Below are 23,312 nucleotides of genomic sequence, written 5' to 3' on the forward strand. Positions count from 1 at the left end.
GGGCACTAAACGCATTCCCGAATGCTGCCGATCGAGGAAATCCTGCCCGCCCTGAAGGCGGCCCTGGTTAACGGGACCAGCGCCGTGCTGGTCGCCCCGCCCGGCGCCGGCAAGACCACCCGCGCGCCGCTGGCGCTGCTGGATCAGCCGTGGGCGGACGGAAAGCTGATTCTGCTGGAGCCCCGCCGCCTGGCCGCCCGCGCCGCCGCCGCCCGCATGGCCGCCACCCTGGGTGAGCGGGTCGGGGAGACAGTCGGCTATCGGGTGCGAATGGAGTCGAAAGTTTCGGCGCGGACGCGGATCGAGGTGGTCACCGAAGGGGTGTTCACCCGGATGATCCAGGACGATCCGGGGCTGGATGGCGTCGCGGCTGTGCTGTTCGACGAGTTCCACGAGCGCAGCCTCGACGCCGACCTCGGCCTGGCCCTGGCGCGCGACAGCCAGGGTCTGCTGCGCGACGACCTGCGCCTGCTGGTGATGAGCGCCACCCTCGATGGCGCGGCGGTCGCCCGCCTGCTCGACGGCGCCCCGGTGATCGAGAGCCTGGGACGCGCCTTTCCGGTTGACACCCGCTATCTCGGCCGGGACCCCGCCGCCCGGCTGGAGGACCAGGTCGCGCGCGCCGTGCGCAAGGCGCTGGCCGAGGAGACCGGCAGCCTGCTCGTCTTCCTTCCCGGCCAGGGCGAAATCCTGCGCACCCGCGACCGCCTGGACGAGGCGGGCCTGCCCGACAACGTCGACCTTGCCCCACTCTACGGCGCCCTCGACCCGCGCGACCAGGACGCTGCCATCAGCCCCGCGCCGGCCGGCCGGCGCAAGGTGGTGCTGGCCACCAGCATCGCCGAGACCAGCCTGACCATCGAGGGTGTCCGGGTGGTGATCGACGGCGGCTTCGCCCGCGTCCCCCGTTACGACCCGGCGAGCGGCCTGACCCGCCTGGAAACCGTCCGCGTGTCCCGCGCCGCCGCTGACCAGCGCCGGGGCCGAGCCGGCCGCACCGAGCCCGGCGTCTGCTACCGGCTTTGGGACGAGCCGGAGACCCGCGCCCTGGTCCCCTTCGCCCGCCCGGAGATCCTGGAGGCCGACCTTTCCGGATTCGCCCTCGACCTGGCCCGCTGGGGCGCCCGCGACGCCGCAGACCTGGCCTTCCTCGACCCGCCGCCGACCGGCGCCTTCACCGAGGCCCGCAGCCTGCTCCATCGCCTGGAGGCCCTCGACGAGGCCGGTGGCCTGACCGCCCACGGCAGGGCCTTGGCCGAACTTCCCCTGCCGCCGCGCCTGGCCCATATGGTCATCCGGGGCGCCGCCGGTGGCCAGGCCGTGCTCGCCGCCCGCATCGCCGCCCTGTTGACCGAACGGGGCCTCGGCGGTCGCGACGCCGACCTGCGCCACCGCCTGGACCAGTTCGACCGCGACCGCTCGCCCCGCGCTCACGACGCCCGGACCCTCGCCGACCGTTGGGCGCGAGGCGCGGGCCGCCCACCCGCTCAGCCGCCGCTCGACCCGGCCCTGCTGCTGGCCGAAGCCTTTCCGGAGCGGGTCGCCAAGGCGCGCGGCAAGCCTGGCGAGTTCCAGTTGGCGAATGGCAGGGGTTGCCACCTGGAGCCCACCGACGCCCTGGCGCGCGAGCCCTGGCTGGCGGTCGGCGAACTGGGCGGCGGGGCGGCCCGCGACCGCATCCTGCTCGCGGCCCCGCTCGACCCCGCAGCCCTGCGCGAGGCCTTCGCCACCCGCCTGAGCACCGAGGACCGGCTCGACGTCGAGGCGGACGGCAAGGTGCGCGCCCGCCGCCTCATCCGTCTCGACCGGCTAGTGTTGGAGGACCGGCTGATCGACAAGCCCGACAGAGCGATGATCGCCGCCGCCCTGCTCGGCCAGGTCCGTCGCGAGGGGCTGGCCGTCCTGCCGATGGGGGAGGGGAGCCGCTCCCTGCTCGAACGCGCCCGCTTCCTGCGCGCCGGCGATGAGGCCTGGCCGGACCTGTCGGACGCCGCCCTGACGGCAAGCCTGGATGACTGGCTCGCTCCGCTCCTCGAAGGTCGCCGCACCCTGGCCAGCCTGACCGACAACGAGCTTGAAAACGCCCTCCGCGCCCTGATCCCCTGGGACGTCCAGAAGCGCCTGGACGCCGCCGCCCCAGCCCGCTGGACCGCTCCGACGGGCTCCCGCCTGGCCATCGACTATGCCGCCGAGGCGGGGCCGACCATCTCGGTGCGGGTGCAGGAACTGTACGGGACAGAGGTCCACCCCACGGTCGCCGGTCGGCCGCTGGTCCTCGCGCTACTGTCCCCCGCCCACCGGCCGATCCAGGTCACCCGAGACCTGCCGGCCTTCTGGCGCGGGTCGTGGAAGGACGTGCGGACGGAGATGAAGGGGCGGTATCCACGGCATCTGTGGCCGGAAGAGCCCTGGAAGGCCCAGGCCACGACGCGGGCCAAGCCGCGCGGGACGTAGGGTTCTGGCCCGGGTGGCAGTTTACGGTCTGTCCCGGCTACCCCAGCAACCGATCCGTCACCGCATAGATCATGATGCCCGTCGCCACCGACAGGTTCAGGCTGTCGGCTCGGCCGCGCATCGGGATCTTGACGTTGACGTCGCAGACCCCCGCCAGCTCCGGCGGCAGCCCTTGCGCCTCGTTGCCCATCAGGATCAGGGTCGGCGACCGATAGTCCGCCGCCCGGTAGTCATGCTCCGCCGTCAGCAGGGTGCCGACCACCGACCCCGGCCACGCGGCCCGCCAGGCGACGAACTCCTCCACGCTCGCCCTGGCCAGCGGTACGGCGAAGATCGAGCCCATGGTCGCCCGCACGCCTTCGACCGAATAGGGATCGCAGCAGTCGCCGACCAGGATGACCCCGCCGCCGCCAGCCGCGTCCACTGTCCGCACCACGGTGCCCAGGTTGCCGGGGTCGCGCACCCGGTCCATCGCCACCCAGCAGACGTTGGAGGTCGGCTCCAGGCTGGACAGCGGCACAAACCGCTGGCGGAAGATGGCCAGGGCCGGCTGGGCGTTGTCGCGGCGGGCGATCTTCTCGAGGATTTCCGGGGTAACCTCGATGACCTCGCCGCCGGCGGCCGTGGTCGCTTCAGCGGCGCGGATCAGCAGCGGATGGCTGGCCGCCGCCTTGCCGAACAGCAGGGTCTCGGGCGCGAAGCCCTGGTCCACCGCCTCGGTGATGATCTTCAGCCCCTCGGCCAGGAACTGCCCGCTCTCCTCGCGGGTCTTGCGCATGTGCAGGGCGCGGGCGTGCTTGACCGTCTCGTTGGCCAGCGAGGTGACCTGGCGAGCAATCATGCAGTCCATCTCGCGAAGAAGGAGAGGCCGATCCGCCGCTCGCCATCCTCCTGCTCCAGGGCCAGCTCGCCCCAGTCGATCGTCCCGCCGCGCCCCTGAAGCTGGTCGGCCAGCAGGCCGGACAGAGCCGCGCCGGAAATTCGCGCGGCGTAGGCGTTGAGGATCAGGAAGGAGGCGTCCGGCGCCAGCAGCTGGGTGCAGAGCTGCGAGAGCTCCGGCAGGTCTTCGAACAGACGCCAGGTCTCGCCGGTCGGCCCGCGCCCGAACTTCGGCGGATCGAGGATGATGCCGTCGTAGGTGTTGCCCCGCCGGACCTCCCGCTGGACATACTTCTTGGCGTCCTCGACCAGCCAGCGGACCGGGGCGAAGTCGAGCTTGCTGATGATCGCGTTCTCCCGCGCCCAGTTCACCGACTTCTTTGAGGCGTCGACGTGGGTGACGCTGGCGCCCGCCGCCGCGCAGACCAGGCTGGCGACGCCCGTGTAGCCGAATAGGTTGAGGATATTCAGCGGCCGCCCGGCGCTCCGGATCCGCTGGTCAAGCCAGGCCCAATTGGCCGCCTGCTCCGGGAAGAAGGCCAGGTGGCGGAAGTTGGTGAACCGGCTGTTGAACTTGGCCTGCCCCCAGCTCAGCGGAAACATCTCCGGCATCGGCCGAGAGAACCGCCAGCGGCCGGCCTCGTCCTCGTCGGTCGGGTCGAAGACGGCGTCGGCTTTCCCCCACTCGGCATCGGACAGCTTCGGGGTCCACAGGCACTGCGGCTCCGGCCGCACCACGCGGAACTGGCCATAGCGCTCCAGCTTGCGGCCGTTGCCGCTGTCGATCAGCGCATAGTCGGCCCAGGCCTTGGTGCTGAGCAGGATGGGGGCGTCCGCGACGCGGGGCTCGGTCATACGGCGCGGCTTACCGGTGAGGCGCCGCCGCGTCCAGCGCGCTTGGCCGCACTTGGAACTGTTGCGCCGCTCAAGTGATTCCCGTTTAGTGTTCAGTTCGGGGACGATGAGGGGAAACACAGGACGTGACGACGGTTCTCAAGAAGCCGCCGCGCTCCGCCAGGAAGCCGAAGGGCGACGGGCATATGCGTCGGGGCGAAATCCTCGAGGCGGCCCAGCGGATCTTCGTGGCGGAGGGCTATCAGGGCGCGACGATCCGCAAGATCGCTGACGAGGTGGGGGTCTCCTCGACGGCGCTCTATATGCATTTCAAGGACAAGGACGAGATCCTGCTGGAGATCAGCGACGGGGCCATCAACCGGCTCCTGGAGATCAACAGCGAGCTATCCGTCCGGCCGATCGATGCGGTGACGCGGGTGCGGCTGATGCTGGACGCCTACATGGCGTTCGCCCTGGAGAACCCCAACGCCTACCAGCTGGTGTTCTGCGCCCACACCGGGCTGATGAGCGTGGAGAAGACCGAGGCGACCCAGGACCTGGGCGACCGCTGCTTCCAGAAATTCATCGACGTGGTCGGCGAGATCGCCGCTAGCGGCCGGTTGCGCACGGGCTCGGTGGAGAGCGCGGCCCAGGTGCTGTGGACATCCTGCCATGGGCTGGTGTCGCTGATCATCACCAAGCCGACCTTCAAATGGGCGCCGGACGCAGAGCTGCGCCAGACGTTGCTCGACGGCATGCTGCACGGGCTTGTCTCCGATTGACTTGACCCTCCAACCCCCTTCCGTCATCCCGGACGGCCTGAAGGCCGATCCGGGACCTAAGGGGTGACAGAGTGCGATCTGCGGGACGTCGATTCCTGTTGGCCGGGACGGCGGTGGTCGCCGCGCTGGCCGGCGGCGAGGCCCTGGCCGCCCGCGTCGTGTCCCTCGACCAATGCGCCGATCAGTACGTCCTGGCCCTGGCCCCCCGCAAAGCCATCGTCGGACTGTCCCACCGGGCGGACGACGCCGACTCCCACCTGCGTGACCTGGCCAAGGGTCTGCCCCAGCGCCGGGTGACCGCCGAGGGCGTGTTGGCCGCCCGCCCGACCCTGGTTGTCCGCTACTGGGGCGGCGATGCGAGGCTCGACGAGGTCCTGGCCAAGCGCGGTGTCGCCAGCGTTCGCATCGAGGACGCCATCGATTTCGACGGTGTGCGCGCCAACATCGTGCGGGTCGCGGGCGCGCTCGGCGAGCCCGAACGCGGCCAGGCTCTGATCGCCCGGATGGACGCCCGCCTGGCCGCCAGCGCCGGCGCCTGGAAGGGGCGGGAGGCGCTTTACCTGACGCCCAGCGGCTATACCGCCGGGCCGGGGACCTTCATCGATCGCATCCTGGCGGCCGCCGGTCTGCGCAACGCCGCTCGGCCGGGCTTTACGCCGGTTTCCCTGGAGACGGTGGTCATGGGACCTGAGCGCGGCTTCGTCCTGGGATTCTTCGACAAGCTGTCTGCCGCCTTCGAGCGCTGGGGCATGGGCCGCCATCGCGCCGTCCAGAAGCGCCTGCCGGAGCGGACCCTGGCGGCCATGCCCGCCTCCGTGCTCAGCTGCCCTGCCTGGTTTGCCGCCGAGGGGGTCGAGGCTCTGGCCAAGGCGGCGCCTGGGCGATGAGGCTTTCCGCCCTGACTCTGCTGCTTGCCGCGCTGGCGGTCGTGCTGGCCGCCAGCCTGTTGCTGGGCGAGATCGCCCTGACCCCGGCCCAGTACATCCAGGCCCTGAGCGATCCAGCCTCCCCGGCCGGCGAGGTGATCTGGACCATCCGCCTGCCTCGCGCCCTGATGGCGGCCCTGGTCGGCGGCGGCCTGGGCCTGGCCGGCGCAGCGCTGCAGGGCCTGCTGCGCAATCCCCTGGCCGATCCCGGCGTGCTCGGGGTCTCGGCCTTCGCGGGGCTCGGCGCGGCGCTGACCATCGCCTTCGGCCTTTCGGCCCTGACGGGGGCGGTGGAGGCCGGCGCCCTGGTCGGCGCCCTGGTCGCCGGATTGTTGGTCTCGGGTCTGGCTGCGCGGTTTCGCGAGCCGGAGGCGTTGATCCTGCTCGGCGTCTCGCTGTCGGCGTTGGGCGGCGCTCTAACGGCGTTGATCTTCAACTTCTCGCCCTCGCCGGTGGCCACGGCGGAAGTCATGAACTGGCTGCTCGGCTCGGTCGCCAACCGCGACCTCTCCGACCTCGTCCGCGCCGCGATCCCGATGGCGCTGGGCGCCGCGCTTTGCCTTTGGTCGGCAAAGGGGCTGACCATGCTGACCCTCGGCGAGGAGACCGCCGCCCTGTCCGGCTTGCCGATGGCGCTCCTGCGCACGGCCGCCGTGGCCGGAGCCGCCCTGCTGACCGGGGCAGGGGTGGCCGCCGCGGGGGTGGTCGGCTTCGTCGGCCTGGCCGCGCCCCACCTGGTGCGCCCCCTGGTGGGCGACGAGCCCGGCCGAATCCTCGTTCCTTCCGCGCTCGCCGGCGCCATCCTGTTGACCGCCGCCGACCTGATCGCCCGCGTCCTGCCCAGCGAGCAGGAGTTGAAGCTGGGCGTGGTCACCTCCCTGATCGGCGCGCCGATGTTCGCCCTGATCGCATGGCGCGCGGCGCGGAGCTGGCGCGCATGAGCCCCGCCTGGTCCTTCGAAGGCGTCCGCGCCGGTCCCGGCAAGCGGGCCGTGCTGCGCGGCGTCAGCCTGGAATTTCACCCGGGTGAAATGGTCGGGGTTCTCGGTCCCAACGGCGCCGGCAAGACCACCCTGCTGCGCGCCGGCCTCGGCCTGCTGCCGCTGCAGCGCGGCGAAGCGCGACTGGCGGGCCGCCCGCTTGGCGACCTGAGGCACGCCGAGCGCGCCCGCCTGGTCGGCTATCTGCCCCAGGAGCGGCGGATCGGCTGGAACCTGCCCGCCGAGCGCATCGCCGAACTCGGCGCCCCCGATCTGCCGGCCGGCGAGGCTCGCGCCATCGCGCTGCAATCTCTGGATCGCGTCGGCATGGCGGCCGCCGCCGGCCGGGGCGTGCTCGACCTTTCGGGCGGTGAACGCGCCCGGGTTCTGCTGGCCCGCCTGCTGGCCACCCGCGCCCCGCTGCTGGTCGCAGACGAGCCGGCCGCCGGCCTCGATCCCGAGGCTCAGTTCCTCAGCCTGGCCCTGCTGCGCCAGGAGGCCGAGCGTGGCGCCGCCGTAGTGGTCACCCTGCACGACCTGTCGCTGGCCGCCCGGGCCTGCGACCGGCTGGTGATCCTGTCGGACGGGGCGGTCGCCGCCAATGGCCCCGCTTCCGAGTCCCTGTCGCCAGACCGCCTGCGCGCTGTCTTCGGCCTCGACGGCCGTTTCTTCGACACCGAAGATGGCCCGGTCCTCGTCACCCGCCGGGCCGACCCATGAAGCGCCTCGTCCTCCTGTTCCTGCTGGTCTTCGCCGCGCCGGCCGCCGCCTGGGCCGAACCGCCGGTCTGGGACTACCAGATCGTCAGCAGCTACCCGCACGATCCCGGCGCCTATACCCAGGGGCTCTTCTTCGAGGCCGGCGCCCTCTACGAAAGCACGGGCCAGCACGGCCGATCCCAGGTCCGCCGGGTCACCCTCGAAACCGGCAAGGTCGTCCAGCAGCATGGCATCGACGCCCGCCATTTCGGCGAGGGTTCCGTCGCCTGGAATGGCCGGCTGCTCCAACTGACCTGGCAATCCCAGCTCGGCTTCATCTACGACTTGAAGACCCTCAAGCCGCTCGGAACCTTCACCTATCCGGGCGAGGGCTGGGGCCTGACCCACGACGGCAAGCGTCTGATCATGAGCGATGGGACGACCGAACTGCGGTTCCTTGATCCGGAGACGTTGAAGGAAACCGGCCGCCTCCGCGTCAACGCCGGAGGCCGTGACCTCGTCAACCTCAATGAACTCGAATGGGTCGAGGGCGAGATCTGGGCCAACGTCTGGCAGACCGACTTCATCGCCCGCATCAGCCCGACGACCGGCGAGGTGGTCGGCTGGATCGACCTCTCGAACCTGCTGGGCGATGATCGCACGCCGCAGGCGGAATGGCTGAACGGCATCGCCTACGACCCGGCAACAAAGCGACTGTTCGTGACCGGGAAGCTGTGGCCGAAACTGTACGAGATCACGCTGACGAAGCGGGGGCCGTAAACTACCGCCCGCCCCGCAGCAGATCCGCCGACAGCTGCAGTGGCGCGACTCCGCCGTTCAGCCGTGCGCGGTAGACCTGCGTCGTCTCCAATGTCCGCATCACATAGTTCCGCGTCTCGCTGAACGGGATGCATTCGATGAAATTCAGCGGATCGCCGCCCCCGCGTGGGTCGCCGCAAAGGGCGATCCACTGCGGCGGGCGGCCTGGGCCGGCGTTGTAGCCGGCCGCGGCCATGGCGTAGCTGCCGCCAAAGGTTGCCGTCATGTCGCCGAGGTAGCGGCTGCCCAGCCGCATGTTGAATTCCGGCTCATAGAGGCGATCGACGGTGAATTCCTCGCCCAGGTTCCGCGCCGTATCCCGCCCCGTGCCGGGGAGCAGCTGCATCATCCCGCGCGCGTCGGCGCCGGATCGCGCCTGGGGGTCGAAGTTGCTCTCCTGGCGGGAGATGCTGAGGACGAAGGCCGCTTCCGCCCCGCCCGGAACCTGGGGCGTGGCGATCACCGGATAGCCGCGCTCGGGCAGGATGAAGCCGCGCTGGGCCGCTGTCCGCACCGCCCGCATCCCCAGGTCCTGGTCGCCGGCCGACCGCGCCAGATCCACCAGTAACGCCGCCTCGGCCGCCGTCGGCAGGATGTCGTCGATTTGCAGCACGAAGGCGCGGAACGCCTCGTTCAGCCCGAACCCTCTCAATAGTCGCGCGGCCCGCACAGCCTCCCGCCCATCGAACCGCGCCCGGTCGGCGCTGGTCACCACTGGGTCCTTCCCCAGGGTGATCTCCCGCAACCCGGCCTTCTCGGCCGCCAGCTGGCCGTAGAAGACGGTGATGTGCCGAGCGCCCTGGCGATAGAAGGCTTGCGCCTCCGCCGCCTTGCCCAGCGCTTCGGCCGCCCGGCCCTGCCAATACAGCGCCCGGCCCTGGGTGATCGGCGAGGATCCCGCCCCGGCCAGCTTGGCGAAATGGGTCTCGGCCGCCGCTGCATCGTTAAGCCGGGTGAGGGCAAGCCAGCCGGCGTAGAACTCCGCCTCCGCCGCGTCGGCGCCGACGCTCATCCCGCAGTCGCGGGCGATGTTGTAGGCCGCCCGCGCGTCGCCATTTCCCAGCGCCGTGGTGATCATCCGCCGCTTGTCGGGCCAGCTCAGCGCCGCAACGTCCGGGCTCGGCGGCGCCTTGATCCCCGCCGACAGCGAGAAGGCGAGGCTCGCCTGACCCCGCTTGTAGAAATACAGCGCCTGTTCCCAGACCAGCCCCGGATCCTTCCGCTGGTCCGCCGTCAGGGCGGAGACCTGCCCATTCGCGTCGCTGCGCCCCGCCCGCAGCGCCATTCGCGCCTCGGCCAAGGCCCGGTCCGGTCCGGTCAGGTTGTCGACCATCTCCCGCGCCGCCGGCCCCTGCGAGCCGTAGAGCAGCAGGTCCGCCCGCATCTGCAGGTCCGCCGGGGTCAGCACATCGCCGAATCTGGCCCGCAACGCCGCCTGTGGCTCGGCTTCGAACAGCCGGGTCGTCCACCAGCGGCGGATCAGGGCGTTGGCTTCCCCGGTTCGACCCTGCGCCCGCCAGGCCCCGGCCAGGGCCATCGCCCCCTCGACCGTCACGGGCTCGGCACCGCCGAACCAGGCGACAACCCGAGCGGGATCCAGCCCCGCCGCTTCCAACTGCTTTTCCGCCGCCGCCTGCCGCGCCTGGGCCTTGGGCCAGCCGGCCAGGTCCCGCCGCGCCGCGTCCAGCTCGCCGAAGGACATCGAGTCCGCGGCCCCGTCGGCCATCGCCCAGACGGCGATCTTGCGCGCCAGCGGGTCCTGGATGGCGCTGACGGCGGTCCTCACCCGTTCCCCATCACCCGCCTTGGCGGCTGTCAGGGCCAGGCGCAGATACTCGGCGTCCCCCTCGCCGGCCACGTCGGCATAGGGCAGGGCAGGGGTGTTCAGCTGCGCCGGCGCCTGGGTAAAGGCGGATCCGGCCGCCAGCAGCGCCAGAACCGCGCATCCGGCGACCGCCAACCCTTGACCTGCGCTGATCCTCACCCGAAATCCTCCGGAACATTCACCGCCCGCGCCCATTGCGAAGCAATAGGCCCCGGACATATTGTCCGCCCCCAATCCATGGCCGCAAGCAGACGCGGCGAATTCACGGCCATTTGCAAGCCATGTTCCAATCCCCGTTCAAGGGCGTCTTCCCCGCCCTCGTCACCCCCTTCCGCGATGGCGCGGTCGACGAAGCCGCCTTCGTCGCCCTGGTCGAGCGCCAGATCGCCGGCGGCGTGCACGGCCTGGTGCCGGTCGGCACCACCGGCGAGAGCGCCACGGTCAGCCATGAAGAGCACCGCCGCGTGGTCGAGCTTTGCGTCCAGACCGCGCGCGGCCGGGTGCCGGTGATCGCCGGCGCCGGCTCCAACTCGACCGCCGAGGCCATCGACCTGGCCCGCCACGCCAAGGCGGTGGGCGCCGACGCGGCCCTGGTCGTCTCGCCCTACTACAACCGGCCCAGCCAGGAAGGCATCTACCAGCACTTCAAGGCGATCAACGACGCCGTTCAGCTGCCGATCATCACCTACAATGTGCCCAGCCGCACCGGCTCGGACATGTCGAACGAGGTGGTCGAGCGGCTGAGCAAGCTGCCCAACATCGTCGGCATCAAGGACGCCTCGGGCGACCTCGGTCGCCAGGCGCTGCAGCGCATCGGCTGCGGCGACGAATGGATCATGCTGACAGGCGATGACCCCAACGGCGTCGGCTACATGGCCCAGGGCGGGCATGGCTGTATCTCGGTGACCGCCAACGTGGCGCCGGAGGCCTGCGCGGCGATGTACAACGCCTGCCTCAACAACGACTGGGAAACCGCCCGCTACTGGCAGGATCGGCTGATCCTGCTGCACAAGGCCCTGTTCGCCGACGCCTCGCCCAGCCCCACCAAGTTCGCGCTGGCCACCCTCGGCCTCTGCTCCGAGGACAGCCGCCTGCCCATCGCCCCCTGCTCGGAAGCCGCGCGCGGCCAGGTGCTCGACGCGATGCGGGCGGCCGGCGTGCTCTGATGGCCCCCACCAACAAGCAGGGCGGGCTGATCGCCGAGAACCGTCGCGCGCGGTTCGACTACTTCCTGGATGACGCCATCGAGGCCGGGCTGATCCTGACCGGTACCGAGGTAAAGAGCCTGCGCAACGGCCGGGCCAACATCGCCGAGTCCTACGCCGCCATCGAGGGCGACGAGATCGTCCTGATCAACGCCGACATTCCCCCCTACGCCGGCGGCAACCGCTTCAACCACGAGCCCCGCCGCCCCCGGAAGCTCCTCCTCAAGCGTAAGCAGATCAGCCGACTGATCGGCGCGGTGCAGCGCGAGGGGCGGACCATCATTCCGACCAAGCTCTACTGGAGCGACAAGGGTCTGGCGAAGCTCGAGATCAGCCTGGCCAAGGGAAAGAAGCTGCACGATAAGCGCGAAACCGCCGCCGAACGCGACTGGCAGCGGGACAAGGCGCGGCTGATGAAGGATCACGGCTAGCCCCCCTCTTGGGGGCTGGCGAAAGCCACGCTGGCCTGCCAACCTTCCCGGCAACCGAGGGGAGTTTCCATGAAAGCGTTCAAGACCCTGGCCGTCGCGGCCGTCCTGCTGGCCACCGCCGGCGCCGCCCAGGCCCAACCCGCCGGTAAGGTGCATTTCGCTAATGTGCTGATCAATCCGGTCCAGTTCAGCATCGGATCGTCGCCTGCCCGAAGCCTGCCGGGTGGCCAGTGGTTTCTCTACGACGCCGCGCCCGGAACCCATAAGGTGACCGTCCGCCTGTCGAACGGCCAGCAGCTGTCCGAGACCGGCCGGTTCGACAACGCCGACCTCACCCAGTTCGGCAGCGGCCGCTACTGGTGCGTCGCGGTGGTCGGCGAGAGCGACACTTCCGATGCCAACCCCGTTCTGCTGATGCTGAACCCCGACCAATGCAAGCGTGTGCTCGAGGCCGGCGAGCCGATCGACTAAAGCGCGTTCTAGGCTTCGATCAGTTCCCGCGCCCGGCGGAAGATGTCCTCGAACATCGCCGGGGTCAGCCGGCCGGTGTTCGTGTTCAGCCGCGAGCAGTGGTAGCTGTTGATCACCCGATAGGGTCCGGCCTGGAACTCCGATCCGTGGCCCGGCTGACCGACGCTGCCCTTCAGGTTCAACGCCCGCAGCAGGCTGCGCCGCGAGACATCGCCAAGCGTCACGATCACCTTCAGGTTCGGCAGGGCGGCCAGGGTGTTCACGAGGAACGGCCTGCAGGCCTTCTCCTCCGACGTCTCCGGCTTGTTCAGCGGCGGGGCGCAGCGGACTGCGTTGGTGATCATGCAGTCGACGAGATCGAGGGAGTCGTCCGTCCGCGCCTCGAACTTGCCTGTCGCGAACCCCGTCTTTCCCAGCGTCTCATAGAGCAGCCAGCCCGCGTGATCGCCGGTGAACGGCCTCCCCGTCCGGTTCGCCCCCGTCCGCCCCGGCGCCAGCCCCGCCACCAGCAGCCGCGCGTTCCAGTCCCCGAACGACGGCGCCGGCCCATTGTACCAGTCCGGATTCTCCGCCTGATTCACCCGCCGATAGGCCACCAGCCGTGGACAGAGCGGACAGTCGCGCGGCGGCTCGGAGGAGGTGAGGTCGACGACTTGGTCGCTCACTACAGCTCGTCCTCAGCCTCGATCTCCGCGCGGGTGCGGTTGTCGTAGCCGCCGCCGCGCGGCGCCGATTGGCGCTGTGGGCGGCCGATGATGTCGCCCAGGTCGGCGAGGTCGATGAAATGGTCCGCTTGCCGCCGCAGGTCGTCGCTGATCATCGGCGGCTGGCTCTTCACCGTGGAGACGACGCTCACCCGCACGCCCTTGCGCTGCACCGACTCGACCACGGCGCGGAAGTCCCCGTCACCGCTGAACAGGACCAGATGGTCGGCCTTTTCGGCCATCTCCATCATCCCGACGGCGATCTCGACATCCATGTCGCCGCGCCAGCGGTCGCGGCCCTGGCTGTCGACGAATTTGCGCGCCGTCTTGGTCACCAGGGTGAAGCCGTTGTAGTCGAGCCAGTCGACCAGCGGCTTGATCGGACTGTAGTCATCGCCCTCGACGATGGCGGTATAGTAGTAGGCGCGGATCAACACCCCGCGCCGGCGGAACTCGTCCAGCAGCTTGCGGTAGTCGATGTCGAAGCCCAGGGCCTTGGCCTGGGAATAGAAGTTGGCCCCGTCGATGAACAGCGCCAGTTTCTCGGTCGGGTAAAAGGTCACGGATTCAAATCCTTGGATAAAAATACTCAGTTCGATGACGCCGTGATCGTCGCCCTCGGGAGCAATCTTCCCGGCGACTATCCCGACGTTCCGACCCTGCTCGAGGCGGCGCTCGAAGCCTTTCCCGCCCACGGCCTGACCGTGCTCGCCCGATCATCCTGGTGGCGCTCCGCCGCCTGGCCCGACCCGGCGCAGCCTGCCTATACGAACGGCGTCGTTCTTGTCGAGACGGCCCTATCCGTGCGCCAGACCCTGCTGCAACTACACCGGATCGAAGCCGCGTTCGGCCGCCGCCGGGCCGAGCCGAACGCCCCCCGCACGCTCGACCTCGACCTGATCGCCCACGGTCGCGCGGTGGTGGAGGAGGGGGGTGTCACCGTGCCCCATCCCCGCGCCCACGAGCGCCGCTTCGTCATGGGACCGTTGGCGCAGGTCGCGCCCGACTGGCGCCACCCGACCGTGAACCGCCGCGCCGGCGACCTCGCAAACACCGCTCAGGTCGGCCGCGATGCCGCGCCTGTGCCTTGCGGCGTTGCACAATAGCGCGCAAAACACTATGTAGCCCGGTTCAACCGCCCCCGCTTTACAGAGATATCCATGGCTCGCGTCACCGTCGAAGACTGCATCGAGAAGGTTCCCAACCGCTTTGGCCTGGTCCTGCTGGCCGCCCATCGCGCCCGGGGCATCTCGGCCGGCGCGGCTCTGCTGGTCGATCGGGACAACGACAAGAACCCGGTCGTGGCGCTCCGCGAGATCGCCGACGATGTGGTCGATTCGGAAGGCCTGCGCGACAACCTGATCGGCACCCTGCAACGGGTCGATGAGCGCACCGAGGCCGAGGAAGAAGCGGAAACCGTCGCCCTGCTGTCTGATCCGACCCATATGCAGATGAGCGAAGCGGAACTGATCCGCGCCCTGCAGAGCGACCGCGACGGCGGTCAGGAGGAGCGGTACTGAGCCCCGACGGCGCAGAACCTCTCACTCTAGCGGCGGTCGACGAGGCCGCCCTTCCACCGAACTCGCCCCCACCCGAGGCGCCCAAGCCCGAGCCGACCGCCGCCCAGAAGGCGGCGGCCCGGCCCAAATACATGCGCCAGTACGAGCTCATCGAGCGCGTCCGCGCCTATGAGCCCGACGCCGACGAGGCGCTGCTCAACAAGGCTTACGTCTACGCCGTCCGCATGCACGGCAGCCAGACGCGGGCGTCCGGCGATCCCTATTTCGCCCATCCGGTCGAGGTGGCCGGCATCCTCACCGAATACCGGCTCGACACCGCCTCCATCGTCACCGCCCTGCTGCACGACGTCATCGAGGACACCCAGGCCACCCGCGCCGACATCGAGACCCTGTTCGGGGCCGAGGTGGCCGAGCTGGTCGAGGGGGTCACCAAGCTCTCCAAGCTGGAGCTGACCGCCGAACACACCCGCCAGGCCGAGAACCTGCGCAAGTTCATCCTGGCCATTTCCAAGGACGTCCGCGTCCTGCTGGTGAAGCTCGCCGACCGCCTGCACAACATGCGGACGCTGCACTTCATCAAGACCCCGGCCAAGCGCGAGCGGATCGCCCGCGAGACCCTCGACATCTACGCCCCCCTGGCCCGCAACATCGGTTGCCACCGCATCTGTTCGGAGCTGGAGGAGCTGGCGTTCGAGCAGCTCAACCCGATGGCCCGCACCGCCATCATCCGCCGCCTGGAAACCCTGCGCGGCGAACAGGGCAAGGCGGTCAGCACCGTCAGCGGCGAGATCGCGCGCATTTTGCAGGCCAACGGCATTCCCAGCCGCGTGTTCGGCCGCGAAAAGCATCCCTTTTCGATCTGGCGCAAGCTGCAGCGCAAATCGATCGGCTTCTCGGCCCTGTCGGACATTTACGCCTTCCGGGTGATCGTCGATTCCGAGGCCGACTGCTATCGGGCGCTGGGCCTCATCCACCGCGCCTGGCCCTGCATGCCGGAGCGGTTCAAGGACTTCATCTCCACCCCGAAACGCAACAACTACCGCTCGATCCACACCACGGTGATCGGCCCCAAGGGCATGCGGATAGAAATGCAAATCCGCACCGAGGCCATGGACCGGGTGGCCGAGGACGGGGTCGCCGCCCACTGGCGCTACAAGAACCAGTCTTACGGCTTCGACGCCGAGCACATGCAGGCCGAGGGCGGCCGCGACCCGCTCCATAACCTGCGCCAGCTGGTCGCCGTGCTCGAACACGGCGGGGACGCCGAGGATCTGGTCGAGCACGCCAAGCTGGAACTGTTCCTCGATCAGACCTTCGCCTTCACGCCGAAGGGCAAGCTGGTCACCCTGCCGCGCGGGGCCATGCCGCTGGATTTTGCCTACGCCGTCCACACCGACATCGGCGACAGCACCATCGGGGCCAAGATCAATGGTGAGCTGAAGCCCCTGCGCACCCCGCTGGTCAACGGGGATGTGGTCGAGATCATCAAGGGGGCCAAGCCGGCGGTGCCGCCCGACTGGAGCAGCCTGACCGTTACCGGCAAGGCCCGCAGCGCCATCCGCCGCCACATCCGCCAGACGGAGAAGGAAGAGTCGCTGCGCCTGGGCAAGGCCGCACTGTTCTCGGCCTTCGAACGGGTGGGCAAGAGCCGGACCGGCGTCTCGCTGCGCCCGGCGCTCGAGCAGCTCGCCTACAAGACCGACGACGACCTCTACGACGCCATCGGCCGGGGCCGCGCCACCCCGATGCAGGTGATCGACATCGTCTTCCCGGGCCTGAAAGACAGCGAAAAAGCAGCGATCACCGCGCGCCGCCGCATCGAGGATGGATCCGGCGCGCGCCTGTTCGTCCGCGGCGCCTTCGCCCAGGGCGCCGAGCTGCGCTTCGCTCCGTGCTGCACGCCCGTGCCGGGCGACCGTATCGTCGGCATCGCCTGGGCCGAGGGTGTCACCATCCACACCATCGACTGCCCTAACCTGGCCCAGTACGAGGACCAGGGCGATCGCTGGCTGGACCTGACCTGGACCCCCGAGGCCGAGCGCAACACCCTCTCCCGCGCCCGGCTACGCGTGACAATCCTCAACACCCCGGGCGTGCTGGGCGAGGTCTGCACCATCATCGGCGAAGCCGGCGGCAACATCGTCGGCCTGAAGATGACCCACCGCCAGGAAGACCTCTTCGACGTGGACGTCGACCTCGACGTTCACGACAGCAAGCACATCACCAACCTGGTGGCGGCCCTCCGCGCCTGCCCGAGCGTCGAGAACGCCGAACGGCCGCTGGGCTAGCGCCTCCGGCTCCCTCTTCCCGCAAGCGGGAGAAGCATTGGAGCCAACTTATGCACTACATCCTCACCGGCGCCCCGGGCGCCGGCAAGACCCTCATCCTCCGAGGCCTCGAACAGGCCGGCCTCCCGGTCATCGAGGAAGCCGCCACCGACCTCATCGCCTGGCGCCAAGCCCAAGGCGTGGTCGAGCCTTGGGCCAACCCCGCCTTCGCCGAGGACATCCTCGTCCTTCAACTGGCCCGCCAGGCGCGGGCAGGGGAGGGGACCACCATCTTCGACCGCTCGCCGGTCTGCACCCTCGCGCTGGCCCGCTTCCTTGGCCACACTCCGTCGCCGGCCCTGATCGCCGCCGCCGAGGCCGCCCGCGACGCCTACGTCCGCGAGGCCTTTTTCGTCGAAAGCCTTGATTTCATCGTCAATACCGACGCCCGCCGCATCGACCTGGACGGCGCCCTCCGCTTCGGCGACCTCCACCGCGAGACCTACGAGGCCCTGGGCTTCACCCTGACCGGGATCAAGCCAGGGCCACCGGAGTCACGGGTCGAAGCCGTCCGCGCCCACCTCGCCTAGCCCTTGGGCGTCCGTTCCAGGCACCAGCGGACTTGGTGCATCCTGATCGTGTCGTTGCCCGCCTTGTTCTCGGCCAGCGCCAGGAACACCTTGTTGTCGATCAACCCGTCCACGTCGGTGCCGTGCTTGGAGGCGGCGTCGTCCATCCAGCGCGCCATCCCTTCGTCCAGCTTTTCCTTGTCGAAGCTGGTCGCCTTGCCTTCCTCCTCGGCCAGGAACAGCTCGGTGGCCACCGCCGCCGCGCAATGCATCGAAATGTCCTTGGGATCGGTCGGCAGGCCAACCGACATCGGCCCGTTCTGGGCGGAAGCGGCGCCGGCAAGGCAGCAGGCGAGGGCGGCGAGGGCAAAGGTGCGCAAGGTCATGCGAGAGCTCCGATTTCTTGCATCATCGCGCCCAATTCAGAGGTCGGCCACCCACAAACTGGGGGTCTCTGACGTAGCGGCGCCCCAATTGCTGCTTGCGCCATACCCCGCTTTCGAACGACTGTTTGACTCAAGAACAATCAATCGTCCGAGGAAACGCGATCATGGCCATCGATTTCGAGATTCCCCCCGAAGCCAAGGCGGTCCGCGAAAAGGTCCGCCAGTGGGTCAATGACGAGTGTATCCCGGCCGAAAAGCTGATCCACGACAAGGATAGCTACAAGTCCGTTCTCGCCGACCTGCGCAAGAAGGCGCGGGAGCAGGACCTGTGGATGCCGTTCGTGCCTCGGGAACACGGTGGCATGGGCCTGGGCCCCCTGGCCAACGCCCTGGTCCAGATGGAACTCGGCAGGAGCCATCTGGGGGCGCTCAGCATGAACAGCCAGGGCCCGGATGACGCCACCATCCTCACTCTTCTGGCCCACGGCACCGAGTACCAGAAGGAAAAGTACCTCAAGCCGCTGCTGAACGGCGAGATGCGCGTCTGCTACTCGATGACCGAGAAGGCCGCCGGCGCAGACGCCACCGGCATGCGCACCACCGCGGTCAAGGACGGCAACGAGAACTACATCCTCAATGGCGAGAAGTGGTTCAGCAGCGCCGCTAGCGCCGCCGACCTGGCCGTGGTCATGGCCCGCACCGACCCGGACGCTCCGCGCCACCAGCAGTTCTCGACCTTCATCGTCGAACTGCCCAACCCCGGCTACCGCATCGTCCGCGACATCCCGACCATGGCCGCCGAGGGCCCGCTCAGCCACATCATGGGCGGCGGCCACAGCGAGATCGAGATCAAGGACCTGGTCGTCCCGGCCGAGAACCTGCTGGGCGGCGAGGGCCAGGGCTTCAACATGGGCCAGCATCGCCTGGCCTACGGCCGCCTGCGCCACGGCATGCACAACGTCGCCATGGCCCAGCGGGCCCTCGACATGGCCACCGAGCACGTGCTCAAGCGCGAGACCTTCGGCCGCAAGCTGAAGGACCGCCAGGGCGTCCAGTGGATGCTCGCCGACTGCGCCAGCGAGCTCTACATGGCCCGCCTGATGCTCATCCACATCGCCTACAAGGCCGAGAAGGGCATGGACATGCGGCAGGAGAACTCCATCGCCAAGGTCTTCCTGGCCCACATGGTCCACAAGGTCGTAGACACCGCCATCCAGCTGCACGGCGCCCTGGGCTACTCCCTCGATACCCCCCTGGCCCGTTGGTACACCCACATCCGTAGCCAACGCCTCGTCGACGGCCCGGACGAAGTCCACCGCTGGACGGTCGGCCGCAACGTCATCAAGGCGTTTGAACGCGACGGCACCACGGCGGCCGCGGCGGGTGGGGATATTCTGTAGGCCCACCAACCTCCGTCATCCCGGACAGGCCGCAGGCCTGATCCGGGACCCAGGAGGGCAGGGGCGCCGCCCTCACCGCCGCGACTATCGTGCTTGACCCCCCTGGGTCCCGGCTCTCCGCTACGCTCCGGCCGGGATGACGGAGAATGCAGATGCCCGAACCCATCCTCGACCCCGACCTGCCGATCGTCGATCCCCACCACCACCTGTGGGACCGCACCGCGCTGCTGCCGCACCTGCCGCCGCCGACCCACGGCTTCGAGCAGATCATCCGCCGCGTCCCCCGCTACCTGCTCGACGAACTCCTCGCCGACATGACCAGCGGCCATAACGTGGTCGCGACCGTCTACCTCGAATGCGGCGCCTTCTACCGCCCGGACGGCCCAGACCACCTGAAACCCGTCGGCGAGATCGAGGCGGTCAACGGCCTGGCCGCCATCGCCGATTCCGGCGTCTACGGCCCGGCCAAGCCCTGCGCCGGCATCATCGGCCACGCCAACCTCACGCGCGGCGCCGCCGCCCGGGTAACACTTGAAGCCCAGATCGCCGCCAGCCATCGCTTCCGCGGCATCCGCCACAGCGCCAGCCACGACCCGGACAGCGCCGTCCTCGGCCCCCTGGTCCGCACGCCCGCCGGCCTCTACCGCGACGCCGCCTTCCGCGAAGGCTTCGCCCAACTGGCGCCGCTCGGTCTCTCCTTCGACGCCTGGCTCCTCGAGCCCCAGCTCCCCAACCTCATCGAACTCGCCCAGGCCTTCCCGGACACCCCCATCGTCCTCGACCACGTCGGCACCCCGCTCGGTATCGCCAGCTATGCCGGTCGCCGCGAGGAACGCTTCGGCATCTGGCGGGACAACATCCGCACTCTGGCCCAATGCCCGAACGTCACGGTCAAGCTCGGCGGCCTGGCCATGGTCTTCCCGGCCTTCCCCTCCTGCCTGTCCGAAGCCCCGGCCCCCTCGACCCAGCTGGCCGCCGAATGGGCGCCCTACCTGGAAACCTGCATCGAGGCCTTTGGCCCGGACCGCTGCATGTTCGAAAGCAACTTCCCGGTCGACATCCTCTCCTGCGACTACGCCACCCTCTGGAACGCCTTCAAGGTCTTCGCCGCCGGCTATTCGGCGGACGAGAAGACGGCGTTGTTCAGCGGCACGGCGGCGCGGGTTTACCGGCTGAAGCTCTGACGCTTCGCGCGCGTGGGGATTCGGGTTATGGCCACCCCCATGACCAGCGATGACGTCCTCGAGGAATTCCGCGGCGCCGGCGCCCTGCGGGAAGGCCATTTCGTGCTGTCCAGCGGGCTGCACAGCCCGGTGTTCCTGCAGAAGAACCTGGTTTTCGCCCAGCCCGACCGCTGCGAGCGCCTCTGCGCAGCCCTGGCTGCCAAGATCGTGGCCCAGGTCGGCAAGCCCGACCTCTGCATCTCCCCGGCCGTCGGTGGCATCATCCCGGGCTACGAGACTGCCCGCCAACTCGGCGTCCAATCCCTCTACGTCGAACGCGAAGGCGGCCAGTTCACGCTGCGCCGCGGCTTCCACGTCGAGCCCGGCGCCCGGGTGGTGATGGTCGAGGACATTGTCACGACCGGCCTCTCCAGCCGCGAATGCATTGCCGCCATCCAGGCCGCCGGGGGCGAGGTGATCGCTGCCGCCTGCATCGTCGACCGCTCCGGCGGCAAGGCCGACGTCGGCGTCCCGCTGATCGCCCTGGCCAGCCTGGAGGTCCCTGCGTACCCGGCTGATGCGCTTCCCCCGGAGCTGGCGGCGCTGCCTGTGGAAGATCCCGGCAGCCGGCGGTTGGCCGCCCAGGGGTAAGGGGGTAGGGCAGGGGCTGCGCGAGAATTCCATTTGATCCCGCCCCCCGCCCGCGCGAGACCTAGCCCCTGATCTCGCAGGACCCAACAGATGGCCACCGGCGGCTTCCGCTTCGACCGTTTCCGCCTCGACGCGGCCGACCGACTGCTCACCCTCGACGGCGCCCCGGTTGAACTCAACGCCCGCTACCTCGACGCCCTGGCCCTGCTGGTCGCCGAATCCGGCCGCCTGGTCACCAAGGACCGCTTCCTGGAGGAAGTCTGGCGCGGCGTTCCCGTCACCGACGAAGCCCTGACCCAGTGTATCCGCACCCTGCGGCGCCAGCTCGGCGACGATGCGGCCCGCCCCCGCTTCATCGAGACCGTCCCCAAGCACGGTTACCGCTTCATCGCGCCCGTAGAGGCTGACGAAGCCGCGCCGAAGACCCGCGAATCGATCCCCGGCCGTTGGAGCCGCTTTTGGCTGCTTGGTGCGGCCGGGACCGCCGGCGGAGCCTTCGCCGGCGGCGTCGGCGGCCTGCTCTACGGTTTCGCCGGCGCCCCCCAGGCGCTGGAGCCGGGCATGGGCGCCGCCTCCGTGCTGCTGGTGCTGGTCGCCCTGACGGTCGTGGTCGGCGTTCTCGGTGGGGCGGGGGTCGCGTTCGGGATCGCCGCCGCCGGCCTCGCGCCCGGCCGTCCGGGCCTCAAGAGCGTGCTGGGCGGGGCCGGCGGCGGCCTGCTGGTTGGGGGGATGGTCAAGCTGCTGGGTCTGGACGCCTTCAACCTGTTGTTCGGTCGCACCCCTGGTGAAATCACCGGCGCCCTTGAAGGCGCCCTGCTGGGCGGAGCCGTGGGCTTCGCCGCCTTGTGGGCCGCCCGGCTTGCGGCCCGCCGCTCCCTTGCCCTGGCCGTCGCCGCCGCGGGCCTGGTCGGCGGCGTGGCGGGCCTCGTCATTCCCCTGCTCGGCGGCCGCCTGATGGGAGGCAGCCTCGACCTGCTGGCCCGCGGCTTTCCGGGGTCGCGCCTGCGGCTGGACCGTATCGGCGCGCTATTCGGCGAGCCCGGGTTCGGCCCGCTCGCCCAGGCCGCCACCGGCGCCGTCGAGGGCCTGCTGTTCAGCGCCTGCCTGGTCGCCGCCATGCTGATCGCGCGGCGAACCTGGCTGGATCCCCAAACCTAGGCCTTTGCCGCCTCATCCCGTGCCGCCCTGGCAAACAGCCAGGACGACATCGACCAGATCGACACGAAACCGGCCGTGAGAATCCAGGTGAAATGTCCGGCCGCCTGGGCCACCCCGGCGACCACCACCTGAGCCACGGTCATGGCGATCAACACCCGCGCCAAGCCCTTGGCCTTGAAGTTGACGACGAAGGCGCCGGCCACACCGACCATCAGCACCCCGGCGTACATCTGGTTCAGCGGATTGTTCTCGTCGCCGATGATCCCCACCGCCAGGTTCATCCAGATCAGCAGGAAGCCGGCGACCATCGCCAGGGCCACCGCCACCCGGTAGGCGGCGTTGCCACTCAGCCGCGCCCCCAGTTCGACGCCGCCGCCGACGATAGCCAGCAGCACGCCCATGATGGCGAAGTCCTCCGGTCCCCAGTCGACCTCAGCGGTGAACTGCATGGCTGCCAGCGGCAAGAGCAGCAGCCCCCCCAGCGTCGCCCACATGGGAATCTGCCACCAGCCGCCACGCCGCTTGCCCGTCTTGTCGTTGCCCGTCTTCTCGTTGTCCGCCGTCATGACTCTGCCTCGATGTTTGAAACGAGGCGGGACCCTGGCCGACGGCGCGGTGAGCGGCATGAGCGGGGTCTGAGCAATCGCTGAATAGCGCGCTTAGCCCGCCGCGGCGGCCTCCAGCGGCGCGATGTCAAGCTTGACCATGCTCAGCATCTGCTCGGTCACTCGCTTGACCACCGCGGGGTCCGAACTGCCCATCAGTTCGCGCAAGCGCTTCGGCGCCACCTGCCAGCACAGCCCCCATCGGTCCCGCACCCAGCCGCACTGTTCGACGCTGCCGCCCTCGCACAGCGCGTCCCAGATCCGGTCCAGCTCGTCCTGCGTCTCCGGCTCGACCATGATCGAGAAGCTGTGGTTGAACGGGTCCAGCGGCCCGGCCTCGATGGCCATGTAGTTCTGGCCGCCCAGGGTGAAGCTGATGATCGTCACGCTCCCCGACGGCCCGGCCGGGCTTTCGCCCATCACCGCCGAGGTGTCCTCGATCTTCGAATTGGGGATCAGCGAGACATAGAAGCGGATCGCCTCCGCCATGTTCTTCTCGTACCAGAGATGCTGGGTGACCTTCATGGCATCGTCCTCCGTTCGCACCCGTCCCGCGCCATTCGCGGCCGGCGGTTACCCCAAGGAC

General features: G+C 69.6%; 25 protein-coding genes. 17 read left to right on the plus strand and 8 right to left on the minus strand.

Annotated elements, in window-relative coordinates; all coding sequences use genetic code 11:
- The first annotated feature begins 21 nt into the window (after positions 1-21).
- Positions 22-2,454: an ATP-dependent helicase HrpB gene (gene hrpB / locus GVN21_RS08315; RefSeq protein ID WP_166574260.1), complete on the plus strand. Its 2,433-nt coding sequence runs from the start codon at positions 22-24 to the stop codon at positions 2,452-2,454.
- A gap of 37 nt (positions 2,455-2,491) precedes the next feature.
- Here hrpB and GVN21_RS08320 read toward each other — a convergent pair whose 3' ends face one another.
- Both GVN21_RS08320 and GVN21_RS08325 read right to left on the minus strand, forming a co-directional pair.
- Complete coding sequence (locus GVN21_RS08320) at positions 2,492-3,295, minus strand: RNA methyltransferase (RefSeq protein ID WP_166574261.1); 804 nt, start codon at positions 3,293-3,295, stop codon at positions 2,492-2,494.
- Positions 3,292-4,188, minus strand: a complete 897-nt coding sequence (locus tag GVN21_RS08325; RefSeq protein ID WP_166574262.1) for a class I SAM-dependent methyltransferase — start codon at positions 4,186-4,188, stop codon at positions 3,292-3,294. The genes GVN21_RS08320 and GVN21_RS08325 overlap by 4 nt, the downstream gene beginning before the upstream one ends.
- A gap of 125 nt (positions 4,189-4,313) precedes the next feature.
- On the opposite strand from GVN21_RS08325, the gene GVN21_RS08330 reads away from it, so the two are divergent.
- From GVN21_RS08330 to GVN21_RS08350, 5 genes are all read left to right on the plus strand, one after another.
- Positions 4,314-4,949 (plus strand): TetR/AcrR family transcriptional regulator, encoded by a 636-nt coding sequence (locus tag GVN21_RS08330; protein WP_166574263.1) that lies wholly within the window; start codon positions 4,314-4,316, stop codon positions 4,947-4,949.
- A gap of 71 nt (positions 4,950-5,020) precedes the next feature.
- Positions 5,021-5,836, plus strand: coding sequence for an ABC transporter substrate-binding protein (locus tag GVN21_RS08335; RefSeq protein WP_346764232.1), 816 nt, complete (start codon positions 5,021-5,023; stop codon positions 5,834-5,836).
- Entirely contained in the window at positions 5,833-6,816 is a 984-nt protein-coding gene (locus tag GVN21_RS08340; RefSeq protein ID WP_166574264.1) for an iron ABC transporter permease, read from the plus strand. The genes GVN21_RS08335 and GVN21_RS08340 overlap by 4 nt, the downstream gene beginning before the upstream one ends.
- The gene (locus GVN21_RS08345; protein ID WP_166574265.1) at positions 6,813-7,574 is read left to right on the plus strand and encodes an ABC transporter ATP-binding protein; all 762 of its coding nucleotides are present in this window, start codon (positions 6,813-6,815) and stop codon (positions 7,572-7,574) included. Before GVN21_RS08340 ends, GVN21_RS08345 begins: the two co-directional genes overlap by 4 nt.
- Entirely contained in the window at positions 7,571-8,332 is a 762-nt protein-coding gene (locus GVN21_RS08350; RefSeq protein WP_166574266.1) for a glutaminyl-peptide cyclotransferase, read from the plus strand. The genes GVN21_RS08345 and GVN21_RS08350 overlap by 4 nt, the downstream gene beginning before the upstream one ends.
- A 1-nt stretch (position 8,333) precedes the next feature.
- On the opposite strand, the gene GVN21_RS08355 is transcribed toward GVN21_RS08350, so the two are convergent.
- Positions 8,334-10,331, minus strand: a complete 1,998-nt coding sequence (locus tag GVN21_RS08355) for a lytic transglycosylase domain-containing protein (RefSeq protein ID WP_240902818.1) — start codon at positions 10,329-10,331, stop codon at positions 8,334-8,336.
- 146 nt (positions 10,332-10,477) lie between these two features.
- On the opposite strand from GVN21_RS08355, the gene dapA reads away from it, so the two are divergent.
- The 3 genes from dapA to GVN21_RS08370 all read left to right on the plus strand — a co-directional run bounded on the left by dapA (position 10,478) and on the right by GVN21_RS08370 (position 12,303).
- Complete coding sequence (dapA, locus tag GVN21_RS08360; protein WP_166574267.1) at positions 10,478-11,362, plus strand: 4-hydroxy-tetrahydrodipicolinate synthase; 885 nt, start codon at positions 10,478-10,480, stop codon at positions 11,360-11,362.
- Complete coding sequence (smpB, locus tag GVN21_RS08365) at positions 11,362-11,832, plus strand: SsrA-binding protein SmpB (protein WP_166574268.1); 471 nt, start codon at positions 11,362-11,364, stop codon at positions 11,830-11,832. The genes dapA and smpB overlap by 1 nt, the downstream gene beginning before the upstream one ends.
- 69 nt (positions 11,833-11,901) lie before the next feature.
- Entirely contained in the window at positions 11,902-12,303 is a 402-nt protein-coding gene (locus GVN21_RS08370; RefSeq protein ID WP_166574269.1) for a hypothetical protein, read from the plus strand.
- A gap of 8 nt (positions 12,304-12,311) precedes the next feature.
- Here the strand turns inward: GVN21_RS08370 and GVN21_RS08375 are convergent, their stop codons facing one another.
- Together GVN21_RS08375 and GVN21_RS08380 are read right to left on the minus strand one after the other, a co-directional pair.
- Positions 12,312-12,968 carry a uracil-DNA glycosylase gene (locus tag GVN21_RS08375; protein ID WP_166574270.1) on the minus strand — a complete coding sequence of 219 codons (657 nt, stop codon included), beginning with the start codon at positions 12,966-12,968 and terminating at the stop codon, positions 12,312-12,314.
- On the minus strand, positions 12,968-13,570 hold the full coding sequence (locus GVN21_RS08380) for an NYN domain-containing protein (RefSeq protein WP_166574271.1): 603 nt from the start codon (positions 13,568-13,570) through the stop codon (positions 12,968-12,970). Before GVN21_RS08380 ends, GVN21_RS08375 begins: the two co-directional genes overlap by 1 nt.
- 42 nt (positions 13,571-13,612) lie before the next feature.
- On the opposite strand from GVN21_RS08380, the gene folK reads away from it, so the two are divergent.
- The 4 genes from folK to GVN21_RS08400 all read left to right on the plus strand — a co-directional run bounded on the left by folK (position 13,613) and on the right by GVN21_RS08400 (position 17,384).
- Positions 13,613-14,113, plus strand: a complete 501-nt coding sequence (gene folK, locus GVN21_RS08385) for a 2-amino-4-hydroxy-6-hydroxymethyldihydropteridine diphosphokinase (protein WP_166574272.1) — start codon at positions 13,613-13,615, stop codon at positions 14,111-14,113.
- A 54-nt stretch (positions 14,114-14,167) separates the two neighbouring features.
- The gene (rpoZ, locus tag GVN21_RS08390) at positions 14,168-14,527 is read left to right on the plus strand and encodes a DNA-directed RNA polymerase subunit omega (RefSeq protein WP_166574273.1); all 360 of its coding nucleotides are present in this window, start codon (positions 14,168-14,170) and stop codon (positions 14,525-14,527) included.
- A 131-nt stretch (positions 14,528-14,658) separates the two neighbouring features.
- Positions 14,659-16,815 (plus strand): bifunctional (p)ppGpp synthetase/guanosine-3',5'-bis(diphosphate) 3'-pyrophosphohydrolase, encoded by a 2,157-nt coding sequence (locus GVN21_RS08395; protein ID WP_166574274.1) that lies wholly within the window; start codon positions 14,659-14,661, stop codon positions 16,813-16,815.
- A gap of 50 nt (positions 16,816-16,865) precedes the next feature.
- Positions 16,866-17,384 carry an AAA family ATPase gene (locus GVN21_RS08400; protein WP_166574275.1) on the plus strand — a complete coding sequence of 173 codons (519 nt, stop codon included), beginning with the start codon at positions 16,866-16,868 and terminating at the stop codon, positions 17,382-17,384.
- Here the strand turns inward: GVN21_RS08400 and GVN21_RS08405 are convergent.
- The gene (locus tag GVN21_RS08405; RefSeq protein WP_166574276.1) at positions 17,381-17,749 is read right to left on the minus strand and encodes a hypothetical protein; all 369 of its coding nucleotides are present in this window, start codon (positions 17,747-17,749) and stop codon (positions 17,381-17,383) included. The two genes, GVN21_RS08400 and GVN21_RS08405, sit on opposite strands and share 4 nt — an antisense overlap.
- Positions 17,750-17,913: 164 nt before the next feature.
- On the opposite strand from GVN21_RS08405, the gene GVN21_RS08410 reads away from it, so the two are divergent.
- The 4 genes from GVN21_RS08410 to GVN21_RS08425 all read left to right on the plus strand — a co-directional run bounded on the left by GVN21_RS08410 (position 17,914) and on the right by GVN21_RS08425 (position 22,121).
- Entirely contained in the window at positions 17,914-19,149 is a 1,236-nt protein-coding gene (locus GVN21_RS08410) for an acyl-CoA dehydrogenase family protein (protein ID WP_166574277.1), read from the plus strand.
- Positions 19,150-19,301: 152 nt separating this feature from the next.
- The gene (locus tag GVN21_RS08415; protein ID WP_166574278.1) at positions 19,302-20,333 is read left to right on the plus strand and encodes an amidohydrolase family protein; all 1,032 of its coding nucleotides are present in this window, start codon (positions 19,302-19,304) and stop codon (positions 20,331-20,333) included.
- 39 nt (positions 20,334-20,372) lie between these two features.
- Positions 20,373-20,963, plus strand: coding sequence for an orotate phosphoribosyltransferase (gene pyrE / locus GVN21_RS08420; protein ID WP_166574333.1), 591 nt, complete (start codon positions 20,373-20,375; stop codon positions 20,961-20,963).
- A 90-nt stretch (positions 20,964-21,053) separates the two neighbouring features.
- Positions 21,054-22,121: a winged helix-turn-helix domain-containing protein gene (locus tag GVN21_RS08425; protein WP_166574279.1), complete on the plus strand. Its 1,068-nt coding sequence runs from the start codon at positions 21,054-21,056 to the stop codon at positions 22,119-22,121.
- Here the strand turns inward: GVN21_RS08425 and GVN21_RS08430 are convergent.
- Together GVN21_RS08430 and GVN21_RS08435 are read right to left on the minus strand one after the other, a co-directional pair.
- Positions 22,118-22,687: a hypothetical protein gene (locus GVN21_RS08430; protein ID WP_205689990.1), complete on the minus strand. Its 570-nt coding sequence runs from the start codon at positions 22,685-22,687 to the stop codon at positions 22,118-22,120. The genes GVN21_RS08425 and GVN21_RS08430 overlap by 4 nt on opposite strands.
- Positions 22,688-22,780: 93 nt before the next feature.
- Positions 22,781-23,251 carry a VOC family protein gene (locus GVN21_RS08435; protein WP_166574280.1) on the minus strand — a complete coding sequence of 157 codons (471 nt, stop codon included), beginning with the start codon at positions 23,249-23,251 and terminating at the stop codon, positions 22,781-22,783.
- Between the last annotated feature and the right edge of the window lie 61 nt (positions 23,252-23,312).

This window comes from Caulobacter sp. SLTY (assembly GCF_009905535.1).
In the GTDB taxonomy this organism is placed as follows: Bacteria; Pseudomonadota; Alphaproteobacteria; order Caulobacterales; family Caulobacteraceae; genus Caulobacter.

What these genes read in the sequence shown, in the direction of transcription:
- hrpB (WP_166574260.1), top strand. Translation starts at nt 22, where the DNA reads ATGCTGCCGATCGAGGAAATCCTGCCCGCCCTGAAGGCGGCCCTGGTT.
- GVN21_RS08320 (WP_166574261.1), bottom strand. Translation starts at nt 3,295, where the DNA reads ATGATTGCTCGCCAGGTCACCTCGCTGGCCAACGAGACGGTCAAGCAC.
- GVN21_RS08325 (WP_166574262.1), bottom strand. Translation starts at nt 4,188, where the DNA reads ATGACCGAGCCCCGCGTCGCGGACGCCCCCATCCTGCTCAGCACCAAG.
- GVN21_RS08340 (WP_166574264.1), top strand. Translation starts at nt 5,833, where the DNA reads ATGAGGCTTTCCGCCCTGACTCTGCTGCTTGCCGCGCTGGCGGTCGTG.
- GVN21_RS08345 (WP_166574265.1), top strand. Translation starts at nt 6,813, where the DNA reads ATGAGCCCCGCCTGGTCCTTCGAAGGCGTCCGCGCCGGTCCCGGCAAG.
- GVN21_RS08350 (WP_166574266.1), top strand. Translation starts at nt 7,571, where the DNA reads ATGAAGCGCCTCGTCCTCCTGTTCCTGCTGGTCTTCGCCGCGCCGGCC.
- dapA (WP_166574267.1), top strand. Translation starts at nt 10,478, where the DNA reads ATGTTCCAATCCCCGTTCAAGGGCGTCTTCCCCGCCCTCGTCACCCCC.
- smpB (WP_166574268.1), top strand. Translation starts at nt 11,362, where the DNA reads ATGGCCCCCACCAACAAGCAGGGCGGGCTGATCGCCGAGAACCGTCGC.
- GVN21_RS08370 (WP_166574269.1), top strand. Translation starts at nt 11,902, where the DNA reads ATGAAAGCGTTCAAGACCCTGGCCGTCGCGGCCGTCCTGCTGGCCACC.
- rpoZ (WP_166574273.1), top strand. Translation starts at nt 14,168, where the DNA reads ATGGCTCGCGTCACCGTCGAAGACTGCATCGAGAAGGTTCCCAACCGC.
- GVN21_RS08395 (WP_166574274.1), top strand. Translation starts at nt 14,659, where the DNA reads ATGCGCCAGTACGAGCTCATCGAGCGCGTCCGCGCCTATGAGCCCGAC.
- GVN21_RS08400 (WP_166574275.1), top strand. Translation starts at nt 16,866, where the DNA reads ATGCACTACATCCTCACCGGCGCCCCGGGCGCCGGCAAGACCCTCATC.
- GVN21_RS08405 (WP_166574276.1), bottom strand. Translation starts at nt 17,749, where the DNA reads ATGACCTTGCGCACCTTTGCCCTCGCCGCCCTCGCCTGCTGCCTTGCC.
- GVN21_RS08410 (WP_166574277.1), top strand. Translation starts at nt 17,914, where the DNA reads ATGGCCATCGATTTCGAGATTCCCCCCGAAGCCAAGGCGGTCCGCGAA.
- GVN21_RS08415 (WP_166574278.1), top strand. Translation starts at nt 19,302, where the DNA reads ATGCCCGAACCCATCCTCGACCCCGACCTGCCGATCGTCGATCCCCAC.
- pyrE (WP_166574333.1), top strand. Translation starts at nt 20,373, where the DNA reads ATGACCAGCGATGACGTCCTCGAGGAATTCCGCGGCGCCGGCGCCCTG.
- GVN21_RS08425 (WP_166574279.1), top strand. Translation starts at nt 21,054, where the DNA reads ATGGCCACCGGCGGCTTCCGCTTCGACCGTTTCCGCCTCGACGCGGCC.
- GVN21_RS08430 (WP_205689990.1), bottom strand. Translation starts at nt 22,687, where the DNA reads ATGACGGCGGACAACGAGAAGACGGGCAACGACAAGACGGGCAAGCGG.
- GVN21_RS08435 (WP_166574280.1), bottom strand. Translation starts at nt 23,251, where the DNA reads ATGAAGGTCACCCAGCATCTCTGGTACGAGAAGAACATGGCGGAGGCG.